The 11,940-nt window shown below is 47.9% G+C and carries 10 protein-coding genes; 5 read left to right on the top strand and 5 right to left on the bottom strand.

Going from position 1 to position 11,940, the window contains the following annotated elements; translation table 11 throughout:
- Positions 1–85: 85 nt before the first annotated feature.
- Complete coding sequence (locus J7E78_RS17150) at positions 86–1,282, bottom strand: methyltransferase domain-containing protein (RefSeq protein WP_215077426.1); 1,197 nt, start codon at positions 1,280–1,282, stop codon at positions 86–88.
- Between the two features lie 269 nt (positions 1,283–1,551).
- Between J7E78_RS17150 and J7E78_RS17145 the strand changes: the two genes are divergently transcribed.
- Together J7E78_RS17145 and J7E78_RS17140 are read left to right on the top strand one after the other, a co-directional pair.
- Positions 1,552–2,064 carry a GNAT family N-acetyltransferase gene (locus tag J7E78_RS17145; protein ID WP_215077425.1) on the top strand — a complete coding sequence of 171 codons (513 nt, stop codon included), beginning with the start codon at positions 1,552–1,554 and terminating at the stop codon, positions 2,062–2,064.
- A gap of 15 nt (positions 2,065–2,079) precedes the next feature.
- Positions 2,080–2,868: an SDR family oxidoreductase gene (locus tag J7E78_RS17140; RefSeq protein WP_215077424.1), complete on the top strand. Its 789-nt coding sequence runs from the start codon at positions 2,080–2,082 to the stop codon at positions 2,866–2,868.
- 113 nt (positions 2,869–2,981) lie between these two features.
- Here J7E78_RS17140 and J7E78_RS17135 read toward each other — a convergent pair whose 3' ends face one another.
- Together J7E78_RS17135 and J7E78_RS17130 are read right to left on the bottom strand one after the other, a co-directional pair.
- The gene (locus J7E78_RS17135) at positions 2,982–3,530 is read right to left on the bottom strand and encodes a GNAT family N-acetyltransferase (RefSeq protein WP_215077423.1); all 549 of its coding nucleotides are present in this window, start codon (positions 3,528–3,530) and stop codon (positions 2,982–2,984) included.
- Between the two features lie 253 nt (positions 3,531–3,783).
- Positions 3,784–4,041 (bottom strand): DUF2164 domain-containing protein, encoded by a 258-nt coding sequence (locus tag J7E78_RS17130; RefSeq protein ID WP_133386130.1) that lies wholly within the window; start codon positions 4,039–4,041, stop codon positions 3,784–3,786.
- Positions 4,042–4,305: 264 nt separating this feature from the next.
- Between J7E78_RS17130 and J7E78_RS17125 the strand changes: the two genes are divergently transcribed.
- Positions 4,306–6,039: a glutamine--tRNA ligase/YqeY domain fusion protein gene (locus tag J7E78_RS17125; protein ID WP_215077422.1), complete on the top strand. Its 1,734-nt coding sequence runs from the start codon at positions 4,306–4,308 to the stop codon at positions 6,037–6,039.
- 666 nt (positions 6,040–6,705) lie between these two features.
- On the opposite strand, the gene J7E78_RS17120 is transcribed toward J7E78_RS17125, so the two are convergent.
- Positions 6,706–7,899 (bottom strand): MFS transporter, encoded by a 1,194-nt coding sequence (locus tag J7E78_RS17120; protein WP_215077421.1) that lies wholly within the window; start codon positions 7,897–7,899, stop codon positions 6,706–6,708.
- 163 nt (positions 7,900–8,062) lie between these two features.
- Here J7E78_RS17120 and mobA point away from each other — a divergent pair, with 163 nt between their 5' ends.
- Positions 8,063–8,692, top strand: a complete 630-nt coding sequence (gene mobA / locus J7E78_RS17115; RefSeq protein ID WP_215077420.1) for a molybdenum cofactor guanylyltransferase — start codon at positions 8,063–8,065, stop codon at positions 8,690–8,692.
- On the opposite strand, the gene J7E78_RS17110 is transcribed toward mobA, so the two are convergent.
- Positions 8,662–9,636 (bottom strand): AraC family transcriptional regulator, encoded by a 975-nt coding sequence (locus tag J7E78_RS17110; RefSeq protein ID WP_311517646.1) that lies wholly within the window; start codon positions 9,634–9,636, stop codon positions 8,662–8,664. The two genes, mobA and J7E78_RS17110, sit on opposite strands and share 31 nt — an antisense overlap.
- 245 nt (positions 9,637–9,881) lie before the next feature.
- Between J7E78_RS17110 and J7E78_RS17105 the strand changes: the two genes are divergently transcribed.
- The gene (locus J7E78_RS17105; protein ID WP_215077419.1) at positions 9,882–11,894 is read left to right on the top strand and encodes a beta-galactosidase; all 2,013 of its coding nucleotides are present in this window, start codon (positions 9,882–9,884) and stop codon (positions 11,892–11,894) included.
- Positions 11,895–11,940 lie beyond the last annotated feature (46 nt).

Here is an 11,940-nt window from a genome sequence, read left to right as displayed (position 1 = left end):
TGATGTACACCAAGGTCATCCTCCTTTATTCAAGGCGGGATGGCCTTTTTGGTTTTGTGGGAATAAGCTCTAGGCGATTCGTCGATTACCGCAGCGGAACTGCCAGCAACGTATGTAACAGCTCGTTATGCCGCACATGCTTGGTTACGTAGCCCTGTTGCTCCAGCCAGCCGCATAGCTCACTGAGCAGAGGGAAGTGACGCTCACGCAAGGCGCGGAGCTGTTCCTCGTGTCCTGTGGTTTCTGCCTTCCAAATATAGGAATCACGGTGAGTCGCATCAACAAACATCAGATCGGTTAGACCGATACGTCCGCGCGAGGTTAAAACACGCTGCATCTCCTGTAATGCCAATAGTTGCTGGTCTGGACTCAGATGATGGAAGGCAAAGCTGGATACAACAAAGTCGAAGGAATGATCGGTAAAAGGCAGCGCCAGAAAATTACCAAGTTTCACATGCATCTCGGGATATTTGGTACGGCATCTGCGCAGCATCTCCCGGGATTGGTCGATTGCAGTCATGTCTGCGCCGTGTTGTAGCAGTTTCCCAGCCAGGTTCCCTGTGCCTGTACCAATATCGAGTCCTTTCTCACCAAGAGCGGGAGAGATACAATGAGCTGTCTGTTCGAGCGCTTCGTCATAGTTGTGATACAGATAAAAGGAAGACTGTACCGTATCATTGGAATCGCTTGGTGTGGAATGATCTGCATCCTGGTGTGGATGTAGAACTTCATGCTCATTGCTTATGGGCGAGGCATTGTCCGAATGATGCCTGCCCTCTGAATTGGGATGTTCAGTACTGACTCTGCCTTCTGTCTGCACTCTCTGATCGTGGATGGCTGCCTGCGTGTCATAATTCCAACGATCATGCCAGTTCTGACGTGCTTCACGCAGGCGGCGCGCACTGTCCGCGAGATCGTGCAGATGGCTGACATCCAGCGGTCCGTCCTGACGATTCAGGTCAATCATACGCTGGGTTGTATCCATCATACGTTTCAGTTCAATCCACTGGGCATACATGACGGCCTGTTGCAGCTCCAGGTACTCTTCCAGCCGCTGCTGGTTTCCCTGATCGATCTCTCCGAGCGCGTGTCTAATATCCTGTAGCGACATGCCAATCTCACGCAGTGCAGCAATGGTCTGCAGCCGCCAGATATCATTCTCGGTATAGGTGCGATACCCGTTACTGGACTGTTTGGCGGGTAGAATTAATCCTTTTTCCTCATAAAAGCGAATGGCTCTCGCCGATATACCGAGCCTGCTTGCTGCCTCTTTGATATTCATCGTGCATCCCCTCCTTATCAAAACAGTATAAACTATGACGTTACGGCAAGGTTAAGTGTATATTTCGTTTTTCTGAATGGTAAAGGTCAAATTTCGTTCATCTGGAGTGGAATTTTAGTCAAAGCTGAGGCTATGCTACAATATATAGAACGAATATATGAAACAGTGAAGCAAGCGAACAACGTATTCCTACGTTTCTTACCTTGATTAACTTCCCGGACGTTGTAACGTACAGCGTTGTCGACTATAGCACGAAAGGTTGAATCATTATGCTTACCAGCCATACATTTACGATTCGTCCATCCGAGATTAAAGATGCAGCCCAGCTAATGGAGTTGGACACTCTGGTATGGGACAAATACACCTCTCCTGCACCGATGCAATGGCGCTCCAGACAGCAATACCTGCAGCATTGCCCGCCAGGCAGTCAATTAATTGCGGTGCAGGGAGAGCGGGTATGTGGTTATGTGGGCTTTCAGCCAGCCACAGGTATGCCGGTCAACCGTCATGTCTACGAGATTCATATTGCAGTTCATCCTCATGATCGGCGTTGTGGTATTGCTACAGCTTTGATGGATGCCATCAAGCAGCATGCGGCCCAACAAGACGTTCGCAAGCTCAGGCTGCGCGTGCTCTCCAGCAATCCGGGAGCGATTACGTTTTATACACAGTGTGGATTTGTGACAGAAGGCAGGTTGGTGTCCGAGTTTTATATCGGAGGCAAGTATGTGGACGATATTCTTATGGGTTATTTTATCCAAACCAATATAGAAACTAGCTGAGGAGGAGGAACAACGATGGACATGGGACTTCAAGGTAAAAAAGCACTGGTGCTGGCTTCCAGTCGCGGGCTGGGCAAAGCGGTAGCCGCTCAATTGGCAGCAGAAGGTGCTGACGTCATGCTTGCCAGCCGGAGCGAAGAAAAGCTCGCAGCAGTGAAGCAGGAGCTGCTGGCGCTTGGTGGTGGCGGACGTGTAGAATACTTTGCAACCGATGTGACACGCAAGGAAGATATTGAGGCTCTGATTCAGAAGACAGTGGAGCTGTTTGGGCAGATTGATATTCTGGTGAACAATTCGGGTGGCCCGCCATCGGGTTCATTTGAGTCACTGACGGATGAGGATTGGGAGCGTGCATTTGAATTAAATGTACTCAGTTATGTAAGACTGATTCGCGGTGCTCTTCCTTATATGAAAGAAAGCGGAGGACACATTGTGAATATCGCTTCAACTTCAGTGAAACAGCCGATTCCGGGTCTGGTTCTGTCCAACACGTTCCGTACCGGCGTGTTTGGATTGGCGAAGACCTTGTCTCAAGAGCTTGCTCCATACGGTATTTTGATCAACACGGTGGCGCCAGGGCGTATTGCAACAGACCGCATTCGTGAGCTGGATGCAGCACGGGCAGAGCAGAACGGAGTCAGTGAGGATGAAGTCTCTGAACAGTTCCGCAAGGAGATTCCACTGGGCCGTTATGGTCAACCGGAGGAGTTTGCCAAAGCGGTGGTGTTCCTGTTATCCGGGGCCAATACATACATTACCGGAACCTCATTAATAGTGGATGGTGGCATGGTCCGAGCCCTATAAAAGTCATGGATACAATAAAATACCCTCTGTCACCACATTCCGTGGAGATCGAGGGTATTCCTGTTATTCTGATATGTTGGGAGAGATCACTCCCCATTCATTATGTAGGCGAATTAGCGTAAAAGTTCCCATTCATGCTGAAGCATGCCGTATACCGCATGGTTCACGTAACCTTTAGGCAGCTTCTCTGCCTGACGAATGACACCCTCGAGAACAAATCCGAGTCTTTCAGGGATGGCACGACTCCGTTTGTTATTCGTTGCCGAGCGAATCTCGACGCGATTCAGGTCCAGGGTCACCAGTGCATAATCAACCAGAACGCGACAAGCGCTTGTCATCAAGCCTTGACCCTCAAAACCTTTGCCAAGCCAATATCCGATGCTTACCGAGCGATTGGTCCAGTTAATTTCGTGGAATCCAATGACGCCTGCTAGATCCCCTTTTACCCATACTCCGGCGGTGAAGCCGCCATTCTCAGCACCTTGTTTTAAGGCGTTTGTAATAAAGTTTGAGGTGTGTTCCACTTCTGTCACATGATCCACCCACGGCAACCAATGTCTCAGTTGATCCCGCGAGCGATCTGTCAGTTCGAACAGCGGTTTGGTATGTTCCATGGCCAGCGGCCGGAGTTCGGTATATTCATCCAATGAATAGGTAAACATGAATGCAACCTTCTTTCTTTGTATAGTGTTGTTCAAAAAAATCCACTTTTGATTACGTATTATGCCTAGCGGCATTATCAGCATCGAATATGTAATTCAGCCGAAATAAGCGGAAGGCTTACGAAGTATGTTTCCAAAGGAAACATTTTGGTTGCTCACGTAGCTCTATCTACGCTCCGCTACTCCATTTCTAGCTTCATTCCATCTTCTCGGTACTGAAAACCAGATTTTTTGAACACGTATTTGTAGTGGATTAACGGGAAGTCTTGGGTAACTTTTGCTCCAGTGCAAACAGGTCTTCTTCCATTGAGGCCATGCGTTGATTGACCGTTGTGCGTGCGTCACGGAGTGCCTGATTATATATGTAGGGAGCGAGCTGTGTCATGAATAGGTCGAGGACACCCCAAGCGGCCAGATCACCCAGCTCTTCGCCACGTTCCTCTTCGAAATACGACTGGATGGTGCGAATGGCTTCATCCTGCTGTTCTTTGGTCAGTTTAAGCGTGTTCAATGGGAAACCCTCCCTCCCTTTCATTTGCTTTTACTATCATGCTACATGATTCGAGCGAACCCGTCAAAATGGTTTAGGGCCTATTTATGCACGGCTTATCCTGACTTTGGTGCCGTTCTTTATTGAACTCCTCCCCCGTTAAAGGTATATTTATATGAAACGCGTACGAAACTTTCCAAGAAAATAGATTTTTTCAGGAAATGACTTCGTTATTAAGGAATTATAGCCGGAATTGCTGCAATTCCCTAAGGCTCCAATCCATTCATGAAAGGTTTGATACCTGTGGACAATCGTACAACCCCACCTAACTTTATCAAAAATATTATTACCGAAGATCTCCGGTCTGGGAAAGTCCAGGAAGTGATTACCCGTTTTCCTCCGGAACCGAACGGTTATCTGCATATCGGCCATGCCAAGGCGATCTGGATCAACTTTACGCTGGGCGGCGAATTTGGCGGCAAAACGAATCTGCGCTTTGATGACACGAATCCGGTCAAGGAAGATGTAGAGTACGTTCAATCGATTCAGGAAGACGTGAAATGGCTCGGATACGAGTGGAACGAGAAACGTTTTGCCTCGGATTATTTTGACGAGATGTACAACCGTGCTATCTTGTTGATTAAAAAAGGTAAAGCCTACATCGACGACCAAAGCGCCGACGAAATCCGTGAAATGCGCGGAACGCTGACGGAGCCGGGTAAGAACAGCCCGTACCGTGATCGTTCGGTGGAAGAGAATCTCGACCTGTTCACACGTATGCGTGCAGGCGAATTCAAGAACGGAGAGAAAGTGCTGCGTGCCAAGATCGATATGTCTGCACCAAATATCAATCTGCGCGATCCGGTCATTTACCGGATTTCACATGCACACCATCATAACACGGGCGACAAATGGTGTATCTATCCAATGTACGCTTTTGCTCACCCGCTTGAAGATGCAATTGAAGGTGTAACGCATTCCCTCTGTTCCCTGGAGTTTGAGGATCAACGTCCATTCTACGATTGGGTTATTGCCGAGTGTGAGATGGAGAGTAAGCCGCGTCAATACGAATTTGGTCGCCTGAATCTGTCCCAGATGGTGACAAGCAAGCGGAAGCTGAAACTGCTCGTGGACGAAGGACATGTGGATGGATGGGATGATCCACGCATGCCAACGATTTCGGGTCTGCGCCGCCGGGGTTATACACCGGAAGCTATTCGTGATTTTGTATATGAGACAGGCATTTCCAAAAACTATGGGGTTATCGACCTGCAAACGCTGGAGCACTTTGTACGTGAAGACTTGAAACTGAAAGCTCCGCGCACGATGGCTGTCCTGCACCCACTCAAAGTGGTCATCACCAACTATCCTGAAGGACAAGTGGAATGGCTTGAAGCAGAGAATAATGTGGAGAACCCAGAGATGGGTAATCGCCAAATTCCGTTCTCTCGTGAGATTTATATTGAACAAGACGATTTCATGGAGAATCCGCCGAACAAATATTTCCGTTTGTTCCCTGGCAACGAAGTTCGTCTGAAACATGCATACTTCATCAAATGTAACGATGTGATTAAGGACGCAGAAGGCAATGTAACCGAGATTCATTGTACCTATGATGTGGAGACAAAGAGCGGCAGTGGCTTCACTGGCCGTAAAGTCAAGGGAACAATCCACTGGGTAGAAGCGACTCAAGCGGTACCTGCTGAATTCCGTCTGTATGAGCCGTTGATCCTGGATGAAGCACCGGAAGCAGAAGTGGAAGTGGCAGTAGCTGGAGCTGAAACTGAGGTTGTGGAAGAGCAACCGGAGAAAACGTTCCTGGATCAACTGAACCCGAACTCCCTTGAGATTGTCCACGGGTATGTGGAGCAAGAGATGAAGGAAGCGAACGCTCAGGATAAATTCCAATTTTTCCGTCATGGTTACTTCAGTGTAGATCCGAAACATTCCGAGCCAGGTCGTCCGGTATTTAACCGGGTCGTATCCCTGAAAAGCTCATTCCAACTGCCGAAGGCATAAGGCCGCTGGAAGAACTTATGGTCTGTATCAGAGTGCTGGTAAGCAGCCAATTTATAAGTTAAATGAGGGGCATCCTTCGTCATGATCATGGCGAAGGATGCCCTTTATGTTTTTCTGGATTTAGCCAGGTCCAGTTTTAGACGTAGTAATACAATTTCGCATGAACATGAACATGAACATGAACATGAGCTGAGGCCTTAGGTGTGCGTATGAGGCAAAAATCTAACGAACCGAAGACACGTTATTCAAGTGTATTTGGACATTCCAGCAACGTAATGAATCGTAGACACCTTATTTCCCCGTTCGGTCTGTCTTTTTTGGATTTTTAACATCTTTTATGCAAAATAAGGTGGCTGAGATTCTTTAGCTTTAGAATTTCGTGAAATTGCTGCAAATAAGGCGTCTAAGGTTCGTTTGGCAACAAACCTTAGACGCCTTCCTCTTTACTGCACCTATGCTTAATCTTTTGTCTGAATGTTTGAACGTTTTATTTACACCATAACGGAGAGGACAGAAGAAAGCTGAAGAAGCGGAGCGGTCGCCTTTATCCCCGGATTTATCCCTTTGAAAAGGGAATCAAAAAAATCCGGGGATAACAGCGATCGAAAGATTGTTCTGTCCTCGTAGTGCTCCAGTGGAAATCCTTCAACTTTTTCAAACAAAAGATTATCGGTCCTCATCCATATTACCCATCTCCGTCAATACAACCGGCTGATAGCCGTTACGTCGATTCGATAACCACATGATGCTAAATCCGACAGCGCCGATGAGCGAGAAGAATACGCCAATGCTATACATGATTTCTGCACCGAAGCTCTGGAACAACCAGCCGCCGAACAGACCGGCAATCACGCCGGAGAGACCGCCCCAGGCCATCGTATACACCGCTTGACCGGAGGAACGATAAGGTCTTGGAATGAACAGCATAGTCAGCTGTGTACCTACATAGAAGTACCCACCAAACGTAATGGAGTGCATCAACTGAATGAATACAATCTCCAGTGGGTTGTTAGCCAGTGCCATGAGCTGCCAGCGAAGTGCAAACAGCAGACTGATCAGAATGAGAGATGCCAGGAGCATGCTCATTTTGCGTTTGAGTAAGCGGTCGAGCAGCAGGAATACGCCGACTTCGAGAATGGATGAGGTGAAGATGGCCCAGCCGACCATCTGTTTGTCGCCACCCATTTCTACAATATATAGTGACATAAACGTACTGTTCATCGCATTAGGCACCGATACGAGTACACCCAGGCCGATAAATGCCATAAAATACGGATTGAACATGACTTTGCCAAACCGCCGAAAAGTAACCACGGGTGTATCCGAAGCGATCGGCTGTCTGGGTAGAAATACGGATAATACAAAGGCGGTGGCAATCATGCACGCAAATATAATGGATACACTGCCGATGCCAAAACGGTCAATGAGCGGTCCGGCTGCGACGGCAGTCAGTGCCCAACCGAGTGAACCCCAGAGCCGGAATGACCCAAATTTTTGGGTTGTACCATCGATATATCCGAGAATCAGGCTGTTCGTTTGGGCGAATAATGGACTTTGAAAAAAATAAAAGAAAATCATGGCTACATAGATCCATGTATAAGTGGGCGCATAGAACACACCCTGGGCGAGCACAAATGTCCCTCCCATCATAATCATCAGAATGATGCGAATGTTGCGAGATTTATCGCTCCAGAAGCCCCAGAACGGGTTGGCGAACAAGGATACAAAGGGTCCAATCGCCATGAGACTGCCAATCTCCAGTTTGGTCATACCAATCTCTTGCAGGTAAAGCTGCAGGAATCCGGCGAAGATCGAGATGGCTCCATATATGAAAAAGTTATATAGTTTCAGAGAAACCAATGAGGGATTGCCTCTTGAAGGTGCAGGTCTGTCCAATTAAGCCATTCCTTTCAAATGCATATTGTTCAATGTATCATGTGTTGAAAGGGGATTCAATGCATAGCGAATGTTTTGAAATTGATGCAGTCAAACACCTATCGTTACCAGGAGGGAGCATAACAACATGAACACACGTGAATGGACAGGCATCATATTGGCAGGAGGGTTATCCAGCCGCATGGGGACCAACAAAGCCATGCTGGAACTGAACGGTTCCGTTGTACTGCAACATGTCACAAAGGCCATGAGACCCGCCGTATCCCGTATCATCGTGGCTGCCGGACCCGATGTGACAACCTACAGTGCAATGGGCTACGACTGCGTTCAGGATCACTATCCGGGGAAGGGGCCACTCGCCGGTCTTCACGCGGCGCTGGAAGCTTCCGATACAGACTGGAATCTGGTATGCGCCTGCGATATGCCGCTCCTGCAAACGTCTTTTTTTGATGGACTAAAAAAACTGGTCGAATCGCATAACTCTTATTCTGCTATCGTTCCACGCGTGGATGGACATGTCCACCCTCTTGCAGGGGCTTACCACAAACGAGTGCTCCCTGATCTCGAGCAGCGCCTGATACAGGATCATCTTCGAGTCATCCGATGGCTTGAAGAGATCGGTTGCTGTTATGTCGAAGCGGAAGAGCTTGAGAGAGCGGGTGTTCATCAAGTAGCGATGCAAATGAGTAATATGAACACGCCGGAAGAGTATGAACGTATTCGTAATCAAGATTCTGGACTCGATTCAGATCTGTAGGATACAGGATCACCTGATGCATCTGTATGATGATTGCGATATTGAAGCGGGCTTTGGCCTGTCCACCGTTTGAATTGTCTGCTGAAATGGGACAGATGGGTGTAACCTAGCTTCCACGCAATTTCCCCGAGCGACAGCTCTGGCTGTTCGATCAGCACTTTGGCCTCCTGCAACTTCAAGCTGGACAGGTAAGCTCTGGGGGAACGCCTGTACACCTTGCGAAAGACCTGTAGACCATATCCCGGGCTGATGCCAAACGAGGATATAATCTGCTCTACTTTGACCGTGGATACACTGCTTTCCTTGGTTCGAAGCTGGGCATGGAATGCCTGCTTGATTGCCTCCGCTATAGCTCCCGCATAATGCATGGCTGTTGGAGCTGGTGCATGTGAAGCAGCAACGGAAGTGGTGGACTCCGATTCATTGTCAGCGGCTTGGGACAACAGGGCGAACAGTTCAAACATGCGGGCCTGCATGATCATTTTGTCAGTGGACGTGTAGGCCTCAGATACGTTAATCATCCCCATCCAACTCTCCAGCACAATACGAATCTTCTTATTATCAGCCGTACCTGCTGCGTAGATTTGGCTATGCTGTGACATCAGCTTCAAGGTGAAAACCGGATCATCCACATTAAAATGAGCGCTAAAATAAGTCATGCCTTCCGGGGATACACATTGATTCGTATGTTTGAACCCGGGCGGAATGAGAAGAATGGAACCTTCCTCCACGGTATAGGTATAACCATGAATTACACTCTCCTGCGTACCTTCGATGATCAACATAATCTCAAAGCCCGGATGTGATTCTTCCGGCATTGCCCATCCATAGGGTACTTGTTGGCTGTGCGCACCATAGAATTTGATGTTACAGTCGATAATAGGCAGCCAGTGGGCCAACGTATGGTGAGGCATTTCTCGGAGCTGTGATCGAATATCCATCATATTCACCTCGGAAAAGGGTAAAAACAACTTGCCTTATACAATCGGCACCCGTAGTATATTTCATTATAATCAGTTTAACGCAAGCATGGATTATCCATGGAACACATCAGCGTTTGAAGTGGTTGCTGAACAATCGAAGTTCTTCAACCGACAATAATGTAAACGCTACCATTATGGAATGGAATATGTCAACTCTTGCACACGTCAAGATCATTATATTTTCCACCTAAAAAGGAGATTAAATCATGGACAAATTATTATATGGTGTAGCTTACTATGATGAATATATGCCTTACGAAAGAATGGACAAGGATATTCAGATGATGAAGGATGCAGGCATCAACGTGGTCCGCATTGCAGAATCCACCTGGAGTACTCATGAACCGCAGAATGGTGTATTTGACTTCTCTTCCGTGGATCGTGTGCTGGATGCCATGCATGAGGCGGGGATTCAGGTTATCGTTGGCACACCAACGTATGCTGTTCCTACATGGATGGTCAAGGAACACCCGGATGTGCTGGCTACCACCTCACAGGGTCCTGGCAAATATGGCGCAAGACAGATCATGGATATTACACATCCAACCTATCTATTCTATGCTGAGCGGATTATCCGTAAGCTGATTTCTCGGGTAAGCACACATCCAGCAGTAATCGGTTATCAGACAGATAACGAGACGAAGCATTACAATACGGCCGGAGATAATGTACAACTGCAATTCGTCAAATATATGCGGAACAAGTTCAGCTCCCTGGATGAGCTCAACAAGGAGTTTGGCCTCGACTACTGGAGCAATCGGATCAATAGCTGGGAGGACTTCCCGTCTGTTGTAGGAACGATTAACGGCAGTCTGGGTGCTGAATTTGCCAAGTTCCAGCGACAGCTGGTAACCCACTTTTTGGCTTGGCAAGTGGGAATCGTGAACGAATACAAACAGGAAGGACAGTTTGTTACCCAGAATTTTGACTTTGATTGGCGTGGATATTCGTACGGCATTCAAGGGGATGTGGACCATTATGCCGCATCAAAACCTTTTGACATCACCAGTGTGGACATCTACCATCCTTCCCAGGATGATCTGACCGGCATTGAAATTTCATTCGGCGGGGATGTGGCGCGTTCGACCAAACAATCGAATTACCTTGTACTGGAGACCGAAGCGCAAGCGTTCTGGCATTGGGTTCCCTATCCGGGACAGCTGCGTCTACAAGCATTTAGTCATCTGGCATCAGGAGCGAACATGGTCGCTTACTGGCACTGGCATTCGTTGCACAATTCGTTTGAGACGTATTGGAAAGGTTTGCTCAGTCATGACTTTGAACCGAATCCGGTATACAACGAAGCCAAGACCATTGGCAGGGATTTTGCCCGTCTCAGTCCGCAGCTTGTGAATCTGAAGAAAAAGAATCGGGTGGCGGTGCTGTTCAGCAATGAGGCCCTGACATCAATCAAGTGGTTTGGTTTTAACTTCACCAGTGACAAGAATTACAATGACGTGGTGCGTTGGATGTACGATGAATTGTATAAAATGAACATTGGCTGTGACCTCATCGACCCATCTGTTGAGAGTTATGCGGAGTATGACGTGCTCGTTGTACCTGCTCTGTATGCAGCTTCGGATGCATTGTTGGAAAAATTAAATCGATTCGTACAGGATGGCGGACATATCGTCTACTCGTTCAAAAGCGGATTCGCAAATGAGCATATCAAGGTACGCTCTACCCGCCAGCCTGGTCTAATTAGTGAGGCATGCGGCATCAGCTATAACCTATTTGTAGAGCCAAAACATGTCTCGCTGCGGGATGATCCATTTGGCGTTGGCAAGGAGGAGAGCCAGATTCACACCTGGATGGAACTGATTACGCCAACAACGGCTGAAGTACTCGCTTGGTATGATCATCCACATTGGGGTGAATATGCGGCAATTACCCAGAATGCCTATGGAAAAGGCAAAGCCACCTATGTCGGCTGTTATACCAGTTCTGCGGTAATTCGTAAGGTACTGGAGCGTGTCATGAAGGAAGCGGGAGTATGGGGAGCCGATCAGGAGCTGGCTTTTCCTATCATTGTGAAGACGGGTGTGAACGATCAAGGGAACACGATTCGCTACTATTTCAATTATGCGGATGAGGCAACATCCTTCGTGAATGCTTATGGGGAAGGGACCGAGCTTCTGGCAGGAACCCCGATTGCTGCGAGAGAGAAGATCGAACTGGAGCCATGGGGCATACGGATTATCGAACAATATAGGAAATAATAATTACCAAAAACGAATATAAAGACCAAAGCGCCCTCAGCTTCCA

The sequence above is a fragment of the Paenibacillus polymyxa genome (assembly GCF_018614975.1).
Classification (GTDB): domain Bacteria; phylum Bacillota; class Bacilli; order Paenibacillales; family Paenibacillaceae; genus Paenibacillus; species Paenibacillus polymyxa_E.
The sequence above is the reverse complement of the archived record's forward strand: the minus strand, read 5'-3'. Positions and strand labels throughout refer to the sequence as shown.

What these genes read in the sequence shown, in the direction of transcription:
- J7E78_RS17150 (WP_215077426.1), bottom strand. Translation starts at nt 1,282, where the DNA reads ATGAATATCAAAGAGGCAGCAAGCAGGCTCGGTATATCGGCGAGAGCC.
- J7E78_RS17145 (WP_215077425.1), top strand. Translation starts at nt 1,552, where the DNA reads ATGCTTACCAGCCATACATTTACGATTCGTCCATCCGAGATTAAAGAT.
- J7E78_RS17140 (WP_215077424.1), top strand. Translation starts at nt 2,080, where the DNA reads ATGGACATGGGACTTCAAGGTAAAAAAGCACTGGTGCTGGCTTCCAGT.
- J7E78_RS17135 (WP_215077423.1), bottom strand. Translation starts at nt 3,530, where the DNA reads ATGTTTACCTATTCATTGGATGAATATACCGAACTCCGGCCGCTGGCC.
- J7E78_RS17125 (WP_215077422.1), top strand. Translation starts at nt 4,306, where the DNA reads ATGAAAGGTTTGATACCTGTGGACAATCGTACAACCCCACCTAACTTT.
- mobA (WP_215077420.1), top strand. Translation starts at nt 8,063, where the DNA reads ATGAACACACGTGAATGGACAGGCATCATATTGGCAGGAGGGTTATCC.
- J7E78_RS17110 (WP_311517646.1), bottom strand. Translation starts at nt 9,636, where the DNA reads ATGATGGATATTCGATCACAGCTCCGAGAAATGCCTCACCATACGTTG.
- J7E78_RS17105 (WP_215077419.1), top strand. Translation starts at nt 9,882, where the DNA reads ATGGACAAATTATTATATGGTGTAGCTTACTATGATGAATATATGCCT.